Genomic DNA, 15,686 nt, shown 5'->3' with positions numbered 1-15,686 from the left:
CGCGCAGAAGGGATCGAGATGAGCGGTGCAGGAGCGTCGTCGTCGCCGTACGGTTTCGTCGTCGTACGGGGCCGTGGATACCGACCCGAACAGGTGGAGGCCGTCGCCGCCGAACTGTCCGGGGACCGTGACGCCGCGTGGGAGCGGGCCGCGCGCCTGACCGTCCTCGCCAAGGAGATGGAGGCGGAGGCCGAGCGGCTGCGCGAGGTCGTCGCGCATCTCGCCCCGCAGACCTACGAGACGCTCGGCAGGCGCGCGCAGTACCTCCTGGAGCTGGCCGAGGAGGAGGCCGTCGCCGTCCGGCAGGAGGCGCACGAGGCGGCCAACGCGATGGCCGAGGCCGCCGCGGAGGCGGGCCGCGCGACGCGGGACGCCGCCCGCGCCCACGCCGACGAGGTGCTCGGCGCGGCCGAGGAGTGGGCGGAGCGCCGGGAGCGGGAGGCGCGGGCCCGGGCCGACGAGATCAGGGTCGCCGCGCGCCGCGACGTGAAAGAGGTGCGCGGCGAGGCGCTCGCCCTGGTGCGCGAGGTGCGCCGGGAGGGCGAGGCCGCGCTCGCCGAGCAGGCCGAGGAGCACGCCGAGAGGGCCGAGGCGCTGGAGCGCGAGATCGCCGGGTGGACGGCGGCGGCGGACGCGCGGGAGACGGCGGCCCTCGCGGAGGCCGAGGAGCGGCTCGCCGCGGTGAAGCGGGCGTACGCGGAGGCGGGCGAGGCGGCCCGGCACCGGCAGGAGGACGCGGAGGCCGCCGCCGCGGAGGTGCTGGCGCGGGCGCGGGCCCGCGCGGAGTCCGTGGCCCGGGAGACGGAGCGGATACTGCGCGAGCACGAGGAGGCCTGCGACGAGGTACGGGCCCACATGGACCACGTACGCAGCTCGCTGGCGACGCTCACCGGGCGGGCGGTGGCGGAGTAGCGAGCCCCCCTCCCCGGGTGTCGGGGGCGGGGGTGCGCCTGGCCGCGGCTCCGGCGAGGATCCACTCCTCGACCGCCTCGTACCGCCGTCGCTGCTCGGCCGCGCTGCGGGCCGGGGTGAGGACCGTGCCGAGCCAGCCGAGGAGGAAGCCGAGGGGGACGGAGACGAGCCCGGTCGTCGTGAACGGGAACCAGTTGAAGTCCCGGTCGGGGAAGGCCGCGCCCGGGGCGCCCGAGACCAGATTGGTGCCGGTCATCAGGGTCAGGCAGGCCACCGCCCCGCCGAGCAGCGTCCACATCAGGCCCGCGCGTGTGTAGCGGCGCCAGAAGAGGCTGTAGACGAGGGCGGGGGCGAGCGCGGAGGCGCCCAGCGAGAAGGAGAGCGTGACCAGCGGTTGCAGGTTGCGGTGCTGGACGAGCGTGGCCAGGAGGATCGCGGGCGCGCCGACCGCGAGCGCCGTGATCCGCACCGTGCGCAGCTCGGCCCTCTCGCCCGACTGCCGTCTGCCGTACGCGAGGACGTCGTGGGCGAGGGAGTTCGCGCAGGCCAGGATCATGCCCGCGACCGAGGCGAGCAGCGTCAGGAACAGGGCCGTGGTGACGGTCGTGAACAGCAGCGCCTCCGTCGTGGACAGCGTCGGGCCGAACGCGGCCCGCGCGCCGAGCAGGTACGCCGTGTTGCCCTGCGGATGCGCCGCCATGATCGTCGAGCGGCCGAGCAGCGCCGTCGCGCCGACGCCGACGACGGAGACGATCAGCGCGAAGACGCCCACCGACGACACCGCCCACGTCATGGAGCGCCGTACCTCGCGCGCGTGCCGGGCCGTGTACATGCGCATCGTGACGTGCGGCAGGCAGGCCGCGCCGAGCACCACGGTGAGCTGGGAGCTGATCATGTCCGTACGGGGCAGGGGGCCGTCCCGGAACTCCAGGCCCGACATCAGATAGGCGCTGCCCGCGTCGCTGCGGTGCGCGGCCTCCGCGAGGAGCAGGCCGGGGTTCCAGTCGAAGCGGTGCAGGATGAGGCCCGCGACGACGGCGCCGGAGCCGAGCAGCATCACCATCTTCACGATCTGGATGACGGCCGTGCCCTTCATGCCGCCGATCGCCGCGTAGCTGATCATCAGCGCGCCGAGGGCGACGACGCAGCCGGTCTTGAACCCCTGGCTGGTGAAGCCGAGCAGGAACGCGAGGAGGTCGCCGGTGCCCGCCAGTTGGACGAGCATGAGCGGGAGCAGCGCGGTGAGGGTGGTGGCGCAGGCGGCGACGCGCACCGCGCGGCCGGGCATGCGGCGGGCCAGCGCGTCGCCCATGGTGAAGCGGCCCGCGTTGCGCAGCGGTTCGGCCAGCAGGAACATCAGCAGCATCAGGCTGAGCCCCGTACTGAGGGCGAGGACGACGCCGTCGTACCCCATCAGGGCGATGATGCCGCCGGTGCCGAGGACGGTCGCCGCCGAGATGTAGTCACCGGCCACCGCGAGGCCGTTGCCCATCGGGGAGAGGCGGCCGAAGCCCGTGTAGAACTCCTCCAGGTCGTCCCGGTCGGGCCCGGTCACGATGCAGAGCAGGAGGGTGACCGTGGCGGCCGCCGTGAACGCGACGAGGGACATGGACTCCGCGGAGGACCCGTTCACGCGCGCCTGCCCTGCCGGCGCAGCCGGTGGGCGAGCGGGTCCACGCGCCGCCGGGCCGTGTACTCGTACAGGAACAGCGCCACGCACATCACCGGGAACTGGCACAGGCCGATGAGCAGGCCGGAGGAGAGGCCGCCGGTGACGGCGCGGTTCATCAGCGCCGGGGCGTACGCGGAGAGCAGCAGGAACAGCGTGAAGTAGCCCAGCGCGGTGAGCGTGGCGACGCGGCGCTGGCGGCGGTAGGCGGTGCGCAGCGCCACGAGGTCGTGGCTCGGGCCGCCCGGCGGGGGCAGGTCCGGGTGGCGCGGCAGGCGGTGGGCCGGGGCGCGATGGGCATGGGCGTGGTGCGGCATCCCGTTCTCCTTGCGTGGCCGGAGCCGTGCGGGGGAAGGCGGAACGCTACTAGCGCGTAGAGGGGTTGGGGAGGGGGCGCGCATACCGATCGGTCGGAATGTTGGGCGGGCGGGTGGAGCGGCCGGGTGGAGACGACCCTGAGACGGGGTCCGCCGAAGGGTGCGGCTCCCCTAGGGGGCCCTCCGTACAACGGACCGGGGACCGGTCGTCCCCCCGGAGGACGAGGCGGGCCGGGGGTTCTTCCTACCGTCGGGGGGTGGGGTTTTCCCCCGGGAAAGACGGTGACTTCCACCAGCGCGCCCGGGGCCCCGCGTCACCAGACTTGGGCGTACCGCAGACACCGCTGCGGCCACCGACATAGGAGAACACCGTGACATCGGCTGTGACCATTCCCAGGACCGGGGGCACTGGAGAGCGTACGGCCGTTGCCGCGCGGGCGCGGCAGGTCGTGAAGGCGTACGGGGCGGGGGAGACCCGCGTCGTCGCGCTCGACCACGTCGACGTCGACATCGCCCGCGGGCAGTTCACCGCGATCATGGGCCCCTCGGGGTCCGGCAAGTCGACGCTCATGCACTGCCTGGCCGGGCTCGACACCGTGACCTCCGGCCAGATCTACCTGGACGAGACCGAGATCACCCGGCTCAAGGACAAGCGGCTGACCCAACTGCGCCGCGACCGGATCGGCTTCATCTTCCAGGCGTTCAACCTGCTGCCGACCCTGAACGCCCTGGAGAACATCACCCTCCCCATGGACATCGCGGGCCGCAAGCCCGACCGGCAGTGGCTGGACCGCGTCGTGGAGACCGTCGGGCTCGCCGGGCGGCTCAAGCACCGGCCCACCCAGCTCTCCGGCGGGCAGCAGCAGCGCGTCGCCGTGGCCCGCGCGCTCGCCGCCCGGCCCGAGATCATCTTCGGCGACGAGCCCACCGGCAACCTGGACTCCCGGGCCGGCTCCGAGGTCCTCGGCTTCCTGCGCCGCTCCGTGGACGAGCTGGGCCAGACCATCGTCATGGTCACCCACGACCCCGTCGCCGCCTCCTACGCCGACCGCGTCCTGTACCTCGCCGACGGCCGCATCGTCGACGAGATGCACCGCCCGACGGCCGAGGCGGTCCTGGACCGGATGAAGGACTTCGACGCCCGGGGACGTACGTCATGAGCGCCAACACCGTGCTGAAGACCTCGCTGCGCAACTTCGTCGCGCACAAGGGCCGCATGGCCCTTTCCGCCGTCGCCGTGCTCCTGTCGGTGGCGTTCGTCTGCGGGACGCTCGTGTTCACGGACACGATGGACAAGACCTTCGACAAGATCTTCACGGCGACCGCGGCCGACATCACCGTCAGCCCGAAGGACGCCGAGACCGAGGGGTCCGCGACCGGCCGGCCCGAGTCGCTGCCCGCCTCCACGATCGCCGCCGTCAGCAAGGTCGACGGCGTCAAGTCGGCCGAGGGCGCGATCAGTTCGATGAACGTGACGGTCGTCGACTCCCACAACAAGAACATGGGGTCCGAGACCGGCGCGCCCACCATCGCGGGCAACTGGACCAGGAACGACCTCCGCTCCATGGAGATCACCTCCGGGCACGCCCCGCGCGGCCCGACCGAGACCATGATCGACTCGGACGCGGCCGACAAGCACCACCTCAAGCTCGGCGACGAACTGCGCACCATCACCGCCACCGGTGACATCAAGGCGAAGATCGTCGGCATCGCCGACTTCAAGGTCACCAACCCGGGCGCGACCGTCGTCTACTTCGACACCGCCACCTCCCAGCGCGAACTCATCGGCGCCACGGGCCGGTTCACCGCGATCAACCTCGTCGCCGAGCCCGGCGTCAGCAACACCCAGCTCAAGGCGAACGTCGCCGCCGCGCTCGACGGACCGTACAAGATCCAGACGCAGAAGGAGGCCGCGGACGCCAACGCCGCCGACGTCTCCTCCTTCATGGACGTCATCAAGTACGCGCTGCTCGGCTTCGCCGGGATCGCGTTCCTCGTCGGCATCTTCCTGATCATCAACACGTTCTCGATGCTCGTCGCCCAGCGCACCCGCGAGATCGGCCTCATGCGGGCCATCGGCTCCTCCCGCAAGCAGGTCAACCGCTCGGTGCTCGTCGAGGCGCTGCTGCTCGGCGTCGTCGGCTCGGTGATCGGGGTCGGCGCGGGCGTCGGCCTCGCCATCGGCCTGATGAAGCTGATGTCGGCGGCGGGCATGGACCTGTCCACCGACGACCTCACCGTCAAGTGGACGACCCCGGCGATCGGCCTCCTCCTCGGCATCGTCGTCACCGTCCTCGCCGCCTACCTGCCCGCACGCCGGGCCGGCAAGGTCTCCCCGATGGCCGCCCTGCGCGACGCGGGCACCCCGGCCGACGTCAAGGCCGGTGTCGTACGCGCCGTCCTCGGCACCGTCCTCACCGCGGGCGGCGGCTTCGCGCTCTACCTCGCCACGCAGGCCGACAAGGCGAGCCAGGGCGCCTCGTGGCTCGGCCTCGGCATCGTCGCCTCGCTCATCGGCTTCGTCGTCGTCGGCCCGGTCCTCGCGGGTCTCGTCGTCCGCGTCATCAGCGCCGTCCTGCTCCGCTTCTTCGGCCCGGTCGGTCGGATGGCCGAGCGGAACGCGCTGCGCAACCCGCGCCGCACCGGGGCCACCGGAGCCGCGCTGATGATCGGGCTCGCGCTCGTCGCCTGCCTCTCCGTCGTCGGCTCCTCGATGGTCGCCTCGGCCACCGACCAGCTCGACAAGTCGGTCGGCGCGGACTTCATCGTCGAACCCAGCAACGGGACGATCACGCCGCAGGCCGCCGCGTCCCTGAAGAAGGCCGCCGGATCCGGTGTCGTCTCCCACGTCACCGAGGTCAAGTACGTCAAGACGACGCTCACCACCCCGTCCGGCAAGAAGGAGAAGGAGGAGCTGGTCGCGGCCAGCCCGTCCTACGCGCAGGACCTGCGGCGCGAGGCGACCTCCGGGAAGCTCGCGGCGGCCTACGGCGCGAACGCCATGTCGGTCGGCTCCGAGTTCGCCAAGAAGAACGGCGTCAAGGTGGGCGACGCCCTGACCGTCGCCTTCGAGCACGGCCGCACCACGAAGCTCAAGGTCGCCGCGATCACCTCCGACGACACCGTCTTCGACAAGGGCGCGATGTACACCAACATCGCCACCGCCACGAAGTACCTTCCGGCGGACCGGGTGCCGCTCAACGGGATGATGTTCGCCAAGGCCGCCGACGGCAAGGCCGAGCAGGCGTACGCGGCGCTCAAGAAGTCCGTCGCCGCCGACCCGACCGTCAAGGTCAAGGACCAGACCGACTACAAGGAGTCCCTGAAGGACCAGATCGGCCAGCTCCTGAACATGATCTACGGTCTGCTCGCGCTGGCGATCATCGTGGCGGTGCTCGGTGTCGTGAACACCCTGGCCCTCTCGGTGGTCGAGCGGACCCGGGAGATCGGCCTCATGCGGGCCATCGGCCTCTCCCGCCGGCAGCTGCGCCGCATGATCCGCCTGGAGTCGGTCGTCATCGCCCTCTTCGGCGCGCTGCTCGGCCTCGGCCTGGGCATGGGCTGGGGCGCCACCGCCCAGAAGCTCCTCGCCCTGGAGGGCCTCGGCGTCCTGGAGATCCCCTGGCCGACGATCATCGCGGTCTTCGTGGGGTCGGCGTTCGTGGGGCTGTTCGCGGCGCTGGTACCGGCGTTCCGGGCGGGCCGGATGAACGTGCTCAACGCCATCGCGACGGATTAGCTCCGCCGGCTGAGCGGAAGACCCCGGGGCTGTTGGTCCCGGGGTCTTCTTATGCGTGCGCTGCGTTCGGGTGCGGCTTTCGTTGTGGCTGGTCGCGCAGTTCCCCGCGCCCCTGGGATGCGCACTGCGTGCGCGACCCCTCCGGTTCTTCGGGTGCGGGTCTCGTCGTGGTTGCTCGCGCCGTTCCCCGCGCCCCTGAGATGCGCACTGCGTGCGGCATCTCAGCGTCGCTGGAGCTGCGGCGGAGCCGCATGCTTCAGGGGCGCGGGGAACTGCGCGACCAGCCACGACGGCGTCGCACGTATCGATGCGGCAACCCCGGTGGCGCCGACAAGCGGCGCCATCGCCACCCCGTCACCCGTTACGGTGACGTCCCCGCACGCCCGGCCCAAGGGCGGAGCCCCCGCGTACCGTCCCTCGATCGGGCGACAGCCCCGGGCGCGACGTACCCTGGAACCCCCGGCCCGTTCGACGTGTCGGGCCTCTTGCGTTGCTTAAGGACCCCCGGACGGGAAAGGCCGAGCCCCCACCCATGAGCCTGTACGGACTTCTCGACGCCGTCGTCAAGGACGCGGCCCTCACCGAAGCGGTGAAGGCCGCCGGCGACGGCAACCGGATGCACATCGACCTCGTGGGCCCGCCCGCGTCCCGCCCGTTCACCGTGGCCGCCCTCGCCCGGGAGGCCAGGCGCACGGTCCTGGCCGTCACCGCGACGGGCCGCGAGGCCGAGGACCTGGCCGCCGCGCTGCGCTCGCTGCTCCCCGAGAACGAGGTCGTGGAGTTCCCGTCCTGGGAGACGCTGCCGCACGAACGCCTCTCCCCGCGCTCGGACACCGTCGGACGCCGCCTCGCCGTGCTGCGCCGCCTCGCCCACCCGAGCACCGACGACCCGGAGACCGGCCCGGTGTCGGTGGTCGTCGCCCCCGTGCGGTCCGTGCTCCAGCCGCAGGTGAAGGGGCTCGGGGACCTGGAGCCCGTCTCCCTGCGGACCGGACAGAGCGCCGACCTCAACGAGATCGTCGAAGCCCTGGCCGCAGCCGCGTACGCCCGCGTGGAACTGGTCGAGAAGCGCGGCGAGTTCGCGGTGCGCGGCGGCATCCTCGACGTCTTCCCGCCGACCGAGGAACACCCGCTGCGCGTGGAGTTCTGGGGCGACGACGTCGAGGAGATCCGGTACTTCAAGGTCGCCGACCAGCGGTCCCTGGAGATCGCCGAGCACGGGTTGTGGGCGCCGCCCTGCCGCGAGCTGCTGCTCACCGATGACGTACGGGCGCGCGCCGCCGAGCTGGCCGAACAGCATCCGGAGCTGGGCGAGCTGCTCGGGAAGATCGCCGAGGGGATCGCCGTCGAGGGCATGGAGTCCCTCGCCCCCGTCCTCGTCGACGACATGGAGCTGCTCCTCGACGTGCTGCCCAAGGGCGCGATGACCCTGGTCTGCGACCCCGAGCGGGTGCGCACCCGCGCCGCCGACCTCGTCGCCACCTCGCAGGAGTTCCTCCAGGCGTCCTGGGCGGCGTCGGCGACGGGCGGCGAGGCCCCGATCGACGTGGGCGCGGCCTCCCTGTGGGGCATCGCGGACGTCCGGGACCGGGCCCGTGAGCTGGGCATGATGTGGTGGTCCGTCTCGCCCTTCGCCGCCGACGACCCCGACGCCTCCCTCGATGGAGACGCCGACACCCTCCGCCTCGGCATGCACGCCCCCGACACCTACCGCGGCGACACCGCGAAGGCCCTGGCCGACACCAAGGGCTGGCTGGCCGACGGCTGGCGCACCGTCTACGTCACCGAGGGGCACGGCCCCGCCGCCCGTACGGTCGAGGTGCTCGGCGGCGAAGGCATCGCGGCCCGCCTCGACAAGGAGCTGGACAGCCTCGCCCCCTCCGTCGTGCAGGTCTCCTGCGGCTGCCTCGACGTCGGCTTCGTCCACCCCGGTCTGAAGCTCGCCGTCCTCACCGAGACCGACCTGACCGGCCAGAAGGCCGCCGGCAAGGACGGCCAGCGGATGCCCGCCCGGCGCCGCAAGACCATCGACCCGCTCACCCTCGAATCCGGCGACTACATCGTCCACGAGCAGCACGGCGTCGGCCGCTACATCGAGATGGTGCAGCGCACGGTGCAGGGCGCGACCCGCGAGTACCTCGTGGTCGAGTACGCGCCCGCCAAGCGCGGCCAGCCCGGCGACCGCCTCTACATCCCCACCGACCAGCTGGAGCAGATCACCAAGTACGTCGGCGGCGAGGCCCCGACGCTGCACCGGCTCGGCGGCGCCGACTGGACGAAGACGAAGGCGCGCGCCAAGAAGGCCGTCAAGGAGATCGCCGCCGACCTGATCAAGCTGTACAGCGCGCGCATGGCCGCCCCCGGTCACGCCTTCGGGCCGGACACGCCGTGGCAGCGCGAGCTGGAGGACGCGTTCCCGTACATCGAGACGCCCGACCAGCTCACCACGATCGCCGAGGTCAAGGAGGACATGGAGAAGACGGTCCCGATGGACCGGCTGATCTGCGGCGACGTGGGCTACGGCAAGACGGAGATCGCGGTGCGCGCCGCGTTCAAGGCGGTCCAGGACGGCAAGCAGGTCGCGGTGCTCGTGCCGACGACGCTGCTCGTGCAGCAGCACTTCGGCACGTTCAGCGAGCGGTACGCCCAGTTCCCGGTCAGCGTGAAGGCGCTCAGCCGCTTCCAGACGGAGGCCGAGTCGAAGGCGACGCTCGAAGGGCTGCGGGACGGCTCGGTGGACGTCGTCATCGGCACGCACCGCCTGTTCTCCTCGGAGACCAAGTTCAAGGACCTGGGCCTGGTCATCGTCGACGAGGAGCAGCGCTTCGGCGTCGAGCACAAGGAGCAGCTGAAGAAGCTGCGGGCGAATGTGGACGTACTGACCATGTCGGCCACGCCCATCCCCCGTACGCTCGAAATGGCCGTCACCGGCATCCGCGAGATGTCGACGATCACCACGCCGCCCGAGGAGCGCCACCCGGTCCTCACCTTCGTCGGCCCCTACGAGGAGAAGCAGATCGGCGCCGCCGTCCGGCGCGAGCTGCTGCGGGAGGGCCAGGTCTTCTACATCCACAACCGCGTCGAGTCCATCGACCGCGCGGCGGCCCGGCTGCGCGCCATCGTCCCCGAGGCGCGGATCGCGACGGCCCACGGCCAGATGTCCGAGCAGGCCCTCGAACAGGTCGTGGTGGACTTCTGGGAGAAGCGGTTCGACGTGCTCGTCTCCACGACGATCGTCGAGTCCGGCATCGACATCTCCAACGCCAACACCCTCATCGTGGAGCGCGGCGACAACTTCGGCCTGTCGCAGCTGCACCAGTTGCGCGGTCGTGTCGGCCGTGGCCGCGAGCGCGGGTACGCCTACTTCCTGTATCCGCCGGAGAAGCCGCTGACGGAGACCGCGCACGAGCGGCTCGCGACCATCGCCCAGCACACGGAGATGGGCGCGGGCATGTACGTCGCCATGAAGGACCTGGAGATCCGAGGCGCGGGCAACCTCCTCGGCGGCGAGCAGTCGGGCCACATCGCGGGCGTCGGCTTCGACCTGTATGTGCGGATGGTCGGCGAGGCCGTGGCCGACTACCGAGCCTCCCTTGAGGGTGGTGTCGAGGAGGAGCCGCCCCTTGAGGTCAAGATCGAGCTGCCCGTCGACGCGCACGTCCCGCACGACTACGCGCCCGGCGAGCGCCTGCGCCTCCAGGCGTACCGTTCCATCGCCTCCGCCAACACGGAGGAGGACGTCAAGGCGGTGCGCGAGGAGCTGACCGACCGCTACGGCAAGCTGCCCGAGCCGGTCGAGAACCTGCTCCTCGTCGCGGGGCTGCGGATGCTCGCGCGCGCGTGCGGCGTCGGCGAGATCGTCCTCCAGGGCAACAACATCCGCTTCGCCCCGGTGGAGCTGCGGGAGTCGCAGGAGCTGCGCCTCAAGCGGCTCTACCCCGGCACGGTGATCAAGGCGGCCACGCACCAGGTCCTCGTACCGCGTCCGAAGACGGCGAAGGTCGGCGGCAAGCCGCTGATGGGGCGTGAACTCCTGGCCTGGGCGGGCGAGTTCCTCGCCTCGATCCTGGGTTCGTAGTCCCGGGGCGCCCGGCATCGCCCGGTCCGCAGGGGGTAAGCGACCCGTGGACCGGGCCCGGTGCTGTGTGTGATCTTGCTCGGGTACGGTGAGCGGGGCCGTACACGAGCAAAAGGGGAGGTAGTGCCGTGCTGCGAGGCGCTGGGCGGGGAGCGGCCGCCGTACTGATGGCCGCCGTCGCCGTCACCGGGTGCAAGGCCGAGGTGGACCGGGCCGGCGGGGCCGGGCCCGAGCCGCAGGAGCAGGGCAGGGCGGGCAGCGCGCTCGCCGCCGTCGACGACCTCACGGTCAAGGGGCGTGCGCCCAAGACGGGGTATGCGCGGGAACGGTTCGGCACCGCCTGGGCCGACACCGACTCCAACGGCTGCGGCACCCGCGACGACATCCTCAAGCGGGACCTGGAGTCCGTGCGGTTCTCGGACGGCACGTGCAAGGTCGTCTCCGGGCGGCTCGCCCCCGATCCGTACGGCGGCAAGGACATCACCTTCACGCGTGGCGCCAGCAAGGTCGACATCGACCACCTCGTGGCCCTCTCCGACGCCTGGCAGAAGGGCGCCTTCCGGTGGGAGCCGAGCAAGCGCATCGCGTTCGCCAACGACCCGCTGAACCTGCTCGCCGTCGACGCGACCCCCAACCGCAGCAAGGGCGACGGCGACACGGCGACCTGGCTGCCGCCCAACAAGGCTTTCCGGTGCACGTACGTCGCCGGGCAGGTCGCGGTGAAGAAGAAGTACGGGGTGTGGGTGACCGCCGCCGAGCGCGCCGCCATGAAGAAGGTGCTCGGCACGTGCCCGGACCAGAAGCTCCCGACGGGTGGAAATCCGACTGCGGCGCCGTCGCGGTTCCATGCACGATGAGGGCATGAACGCCGCTCCCTCGCCCTCGTTGACCGTCACCACGCTCGCCGAGCGGCCCGAACTCGCCGACGCGCTGTGGGAGATGCCGGACAACTGGCCCGTCTTCGCCGTGCAGGACCCGGTCGCCGTGCTGCTCATGCCCCGCATTCGCGACGAGCTGCCCGAGTACGTGCTCGTCGCCACCGACGCGGACGGGGAGGTCGTCGCCCGGGGCTTCAGCGTGCCGTTCGCGCTGCATGTCGAGGGGCGCGGGGAGTTGCCGGACCGGGGCTGGGACCAGGTGTTGCAGTGGGCGTTCGCCGATCTGGCGAGCGGCCGGGCGCCGGACACGGTCAGCGCCGTCGAGATCACCATCGTGCCCGCGATGCAGGGCAAGGGGCTGTCCGCCCTGATGCTCGCCGCCATGCGGGACAACGCGCGCGGGCGGGGCTTCCGTGAGGTCGTCGCGCCGGTGCGGCCCAGCGCCAAGCACCTGGAGCCCGCCGTGCCGGTGAGCGCGTACGCGTACCGGGTGCGGGAGGCGGACGGGCTGCCGGGCGATCCGTGGCTGCGGGTGCACGTCCGCGCGGGCGCCGTCATCGACAAGGTCGCGCCCGCCTCGATGGCCGTGTCCGGGTCGCTGGCGCAGTGGCGCGCGTGGACCGGGCTGCCCTTCGACACGGCGGGGGACGTGGAGGTGCCGGGCGCGCTGGTGCCGGTGCGGTGCGAGCCGGCCCACGACCACGCCTCGTACGTGGAGCCGAACGTGTGGGTGCGGCACGCGCTGTAAGACGCATGAAAGCGGCACGCGCTGTGGACAGCGCGTGCCGCTTTCCTGAAGCCTCGCGGGCCGGTCGTCTCCCCCCTCGGGCGACCGGTTCCTACAGCTTCAGGTCCCATTGCGTGGCGTTGTACTCGAAGCTCGGCGTGACCTCGACCGTGAGGTCCTTCGCGGCGGCCGGGGTGTCGAAGCCGTAGACGACCGTGGCCTTCTTGCCGGGCAGGATCGTGCCCTCGAAGCCGGTGCCGACCTTGTCGTCGAAGATCTGCTCGGCCTCGACGCCGTCCTTGCCGGCCCGCGCGGTGGTGCTGAGCAGGTTCGCGTCGAACTTGGCCTTGCTGTCGTTGGTGACCGTGACGGTGACCTTGTAGGCGTGGTTGCCCTTGGTGTGGCCCGCCGCGTACGCGCTCGGGTTGTAGGCCACCGGGTTGGACACCGTCACCGTCAGGTCGTCGTCATAGATCACGGAGTCGCCGGCCTCCAGGGCCTTGGCGGGGTCCGGCTTCTTCCCCTCCTCCGCGGTGTCGGACGTGCCCTTGTCCTTGGCGTCGCCCTTGGCGTCGCCGGACGCCTTCGTGTCCTTGGCCTTCGTGTCCTGGACCGACTTGTTGATCTCGTCCACCGCGTCGTCGACCGCCTTGAACGTGGTGACCGCGCCGAAGACCGCGAGGCCCAGGGAGACGAGCGCGAGGATCACGCCGGTCAGCGCCACGCCCTTGTTCGTCGCCTCGCCGCGCTTGGCCCTGCCCCGGCCCGTGAGGCCCAGGATCAGGGCGATCACGCCGAGGATGCCGGCCAGCCAGAACATGATCGGGACGAGCCCGGACAGCGCGCCGATGACGCCGAGGATCAGCGCCGCCGTGCCCAGCCCGTTCCGCGCGACCGGCCGGTGCTGCTGCGGCGGCTGGAACGGCGGGTACTGCGGGTGCTGCTGGGTCTGGGACATGGGTTCCTCCGTGATGAGAGACGCCAACCTCCCCCCGGCTTTCCGTGTATCCGGCGGTTGGCTGCGTCAAGAACACCACAGCGTGTGAACCGAGTCAACCAAGTTCACGGTTTTCAGGTCTCTACACGCGTGAACAGGGCTCTTACGCGACAGTCGGTAAGGTCGGAAGTGCGCACCCGCCGGCAGGCGAGCACGCCGACCGCAACGAGGGGAGACGAAGCGGTGCAGGACAACGCGACAGAGGTGACGGCCGCGGGAATCGCCCGGCTCGCGGGCGTGGGCCGGGCCGCCGTCAGCAACTGGCGGCGCCGCCACGCCGACTTCCCCAAACCCGTCGGCGGCACCGAGACCAGCCCCTCCTTCGCGCTTGCCGAGGTCGAGGACTGGCTGCGCGCCCAGGGCAAGCTCGCCGAGGTCCCGCTCCGCGAACGCGTCTGGCAGCAGCTCGCCGGACACCCGGCCGGACCCGTCACCGCCCTCCTGCACGCCGGATGCGTCCTCCTCCTCGTGCACGACCGGCCCACCGAATGGCTCGCCCTCGCCACGACGGACGACGACCAGACCCTGGCAGAACTCCTGTCCCCGGCCCTCGAAGGCGTCCTCACCCCGCGCTTCGGCCACGCCACCGAGCGCGCCCTGCCCACACCGGACCCCGCCGACCTGCGGCCGTCCGCGCCCCTGCTGCGCGGCGCCGCCGAACTCGCCGCCGACATGGGCGCCCGCCGCGCCTTCGCGTTCCTGCTCGGCCGCCACCTCGACGCCAACCCGCGCCAGTACACCCTCACCCCGCCGGGCCCCGCCGAACTGATGGCCGCCCTCGCCGGGCCCGCACGGACCGCGCTCGACCCGGCCTGCGGCACCGGCGCCCTGCTGCACGCCGTCCGCGCCCTCGACGCCCGCCCCGGGCAGCGCCTCCACGGCCAGGACGCCTCCGCCGAACTCGCCGCCCTGACCGCCCTGCGCCTCGCCCTCGACGGACCCGGCGGCGCGGACGCCGCCCCCGTCATCCGCACCGCCGCCGCCGACACCCTGCGCCACGACGCCCTGAGCGGCGTACGGGCCGACGTGGTGCTCGCCCACCCGCCGTTCAACGAGCGCGGCTGGGGCCACGACGAACTCGCCTACGACCCGCGCTGGGAGTACGGCCTCCCCGCCCGCACCGAGTCCGAACTCGCCTGGGTGCAGCACGCGCTGGCCCGCCTCAAGGACGGCGGCACCGCCGTGCTCCTGATGCCGCCCGCCGTCGCCTCCCGCCGCTCGGGCCGCCGCATCCGCGCCGACCTGCTGCGGCGCGGCGCCCTGCGCGCCGTCATCGCGCTGCCCGCCGGAGCCGTCCCCCCGAACAACATCCCGCTGCACCTGTGGGTCCTGCGCAGGCCCGCCGCCCAGCCGCCCGCCGCGCCCGAACTGCTCCTCGTCGACACGACCTCCCTCGCCGCCGCCGGAGACGTGCGCGAGAAGCAGGGCTGGGCCGCCGTGCGGGACGCCGTGCTCGACGCCTGGCGCGCCTTCGACCGGGCCGGATCCCTCGCCGAACGGCCCGCGCTCGCCCGCTCCGTGCCCGTCATCGAACTCCTCGACGACGAGGTCGACCTCGCGCCCGCCCGCCGCCTCCCGCCGCAGGCCACGGGCGGCGGCGCCGCCGAACTGTCCGCCGTGCGCGAGCGGCTCACCGAGACCCTGCGCCTGACCACCCGGCTCACGCCGAAGGACGCCACCCCGGCCGCGTCCCCCGCGCGCTGGCCGCAGACCACGGTCGGCGAACTCGCGCGCGCGGGCGCGCTCACGCTGCGCTCGGCCTCCACCCTGACGGCGAGCGCACCCGCCGACGGCCACGCGCGCGTACCCGTCCTCACCGACCACGACGTCCTCACCGGCGCCGCCCCCTCCGGCAGCCACGCCGGCGCCGCCGTCGACGGCGAACCCGTCCTCCTGGAAGCGGGGGACGTCGTCGTGCCGGTCGTCGGCGGCGGCGCCACCGCCCGCGTCGTCGACGAGGCCACCGCGGGCGCCGCCCTCGGCCGCGGCCTCGCCCTGCTCCGCCCGGACCCGGCCGCGCTCGACCCGTGGTTCCTCGCCGGGTTCCTGCGCGGCACCGCCAACAACCGGCAGGCCAGCAGCTACGCCTCCACCGCGACCCGGCTCGACGTGCGCCGCCTGCACCTGCCCCGCCTGCCCCTGAGCGAACAGGCCGGGTACGGCGCCCGGTTCAAGGCCCTCGCCGCCTTCGAGGACGCGCTGCGCCTCGCGGGCCGCCTCGGGGAACAACTCGTCCAGGGCCTGCACGACGGACTGACCGACGGCGTGATCGAACCGGAATGAACCGGGGACAACCGGAGTGCGCACTACCCGGCCCTGTTGTCCCCGGTGACCGTTACGCTCAGGGGCAGTACGCAGTTCGCAGCAGG

At 72.5% G+C, this 15,686-nt stretch carries 10 protein-coding genes; 7 read left to right on the top strand and 3 right to left on the bottom strand.

Translation table 11 applies throughout. The features are described from left to right. Positions 1 to 18 precede the first annotated feature (18 nt). Complete coding sequence (locus tag ABZ877_RS18485) at positions 19 to 912, top strand: cellulose-binding protein (RefSeq protein WP_361071880.1); 894 nt, start codon at positions 19 to 21, stop codon at positions 910 to 912. On the opposite strand, the gene ABZ877_RS18480 is transcribed toward ABZ877_RS18485, so the two are convergent. Together ABZ877_RS18480 and ABZ877_RS18475 are read right to left on the bottom strand one after the other, a co-directional pair. Beyond that, positions 887 to 2,521, bottom strand: coding sequence for a cation acetate symporter (locus ABZ877_RS18480; RefSeq protein ID WP_361072113.1), 1,635 nt, complete (start codon positions 2,519 to 2,521; stop codon positions 887 to 889). The genes ABZ877_RS18485 and ABZ877_RS18480 overlap by 26 nt on opposite strands. Positions 2,522 to 2,541: 20 nt before the next feature. Further along, entirely contained in the window at positions 2,542 to 2,982 is a 441-nt protein-coding gene (locus ABZ877_RS18475; RefSeq protein ID WP_361071877.1) for a DUF485 domain-containing protein, read from the bottom strand. 287 nt (positions 2,983 to 3,269) lie between these two features. On the opposite strand from ABZ877_RS18475, the gene ABZ877_RS18470 reads away from it, so the two are divergent. The 5 genes from ABZ877_RS18470 to ABZ877_RS18450 all read left to right on the top strand — a co-directional run bounded on the left by ABZ877_RS18470 (position 3,270) and on the right by ABZ877_RS18450 (position 12,341). Then, positions 3,270 to 4,058, top strand: coding sequence for an ABC transporter ATP-binding protein (locus ABZ877_RS18470; protein ID WP_361071874.1), 789 nt, complete (start codon positions 3,270 to 3,272; stop codon positions 4,056 to 4,058). Then, complete coding sequence (locus ABZ877_RS18465; protein WP_361071872.1) at positions 4,055 to 6,637, top strand: FtsX-like permease family protein; 2,583 nt, start codon at positions 4,055 to 4,057, stop codon at positions 6,635 to 6,637. Before ABZ877_RS18470 ends, ABZ877_RS18465 begins: the two co-directional genes overlap by 4 nt. Before the next feature lie 532 nt (positions 6,638 to 7,169). Beyond that, complete coding sequence (mfd, locus tag ABZ877_RS18460; protein WP_361071869.1) at positions 7,170 to 10,715, top strand: transcription-repair coupling factor; 3,546 nt, start codon at positions 7,170 to 7,172, stop codon at positions 10,713 to 10,715. A gap of 167 nt (positions 10,716 to 10,882) precedes the next feature. Beyond that, entirely contained in the window at positions 10,883 to 11,572 is a 690-nt protein-coding gene (locus ABZ877_RS18455) for an HNH endonuclease family protein (RefSeq protein ID WP_361072110.1), read from the top strand. Positions 11,573 to 11,576: 4 nt separating this feature from the next. Further along, the gene (locus ABZ877_RS18450; RefSeq protein WP_361071866.1) at positions 11,577 to 12,341 is read left to right on the top strand and encodes an N-acetyltransferase; all 765 of its coding nucleotides are present in this window, start codon (positions 11,577 to 11,579) and stop codon (positions 12,339 to 12,341) included. 91 nt (positions 12,342 to 12,432) lie between these two features. Here ABZ877_RS18450 and ABZ877_RS18445 read toward each other — a convergent pair whose 3' ends face one another. After that, entirely contained in the window at positions 12,433 to 13,278 is an 846-nt protein-coding gene (locus ABZ877_RS18445) for a DUF4190 domain-containing protein (RefSeq protein WP_361071863.1), read from the bottom strand. A gap of 222 nt (positions 13,279 to 13,500) precedes the next feature. Here ABZ877_RS18445 and ABZ877_RS18440 point away from each other — a divergent pair, with 222 nt between their 5' ends. After that, positions 13,501 to 15,600, top strand: a complete 2,100-nt coding sequence (locus ABZ877_RS18440; RefSeq protein ID WP_361071860.1) for an N-6 DNA methylase — start codon at positions 13,501 to 13,503, stop codon at positions 15,598 to 15,600. Positions 15,601 to 15,686: the final 86 nt, after the last annotated feature.

The sequence above is a fragment of the Streptomyces sp. NPDC046939 genome, assembly GCF_040644575.1.
Classification (GTDB): Bacteria; Actinomycetota; Actinomycetes; order Streptomycetales; family Streptomycetaceae; genus Streptomyces.
Note: the sequence above shows the minus strand (reverse complement) of the source record. Positions and strands in the feature narration are given on the sequence as shown.

Excerpts from the sequence above, each read along its gene's own strand:
- ABZ877_RS18455 (WP_361072110.1), top strand. The coding sequence starts at position 10,883 with ATGGCCGCCGTCGCCGTCACCGGGTGCAAGGCCGAGGTGGACCGGGCC.
- ABZ877_RS18445 (WP_361071863.1), bottom strand. The coding sequence starts at position 13,278 with ATGTCCCAGACCCAGCAGCACCCGCAGTACCCGCCGTTCCAGCCGCCG.
- mfd (WP_361071869.1), top strand. The coding sequence starts at position 7,170 with ATGAGCCTGTACGGACTTCTCGACGCCGTCGTCAAGGACGCGGCCCTC.
- ABZ877_RS18450 (WP_361071866.1), top strand. The coding sequence starts at position 11,577 with ATGAACGCCGCTCCCTCGCCCTCGTTGACCGTCACCACGCTCGCCGAG.
- ABZ877_RS18475 (WP_361071877.1), bottom strand. The coding sequence starts at position 2,982 with ATGCGCGCCCCCTCCCCAACCCCTCTACGCGCTAGTAGCGTTCCGCCT.
- ABZ877_RS18485 (WP_361071880.1), top strand. The coding sequence starts at position 19 with ATGAGCGGTGCAGGAGCGTCGTCGTCGCCGTACGGTTTCGTCGTCGTA.
- ABZ877_RS18465 (WP_361071872.1), top strand. The coding sequence starts at position 4,055 with ATGAGCGCCAACACCGTGCTGAAGACCTCGCTGCGCAACTTCGTCGCG.
- ABZ877_RS18480 (WP_361072113.1), bottom strand. The coding sequence starts at position 2,521 with ATGTCCCTCGTCGCGTTCACGGCGGCCGCCACGGTCACCCTCCTGCTC.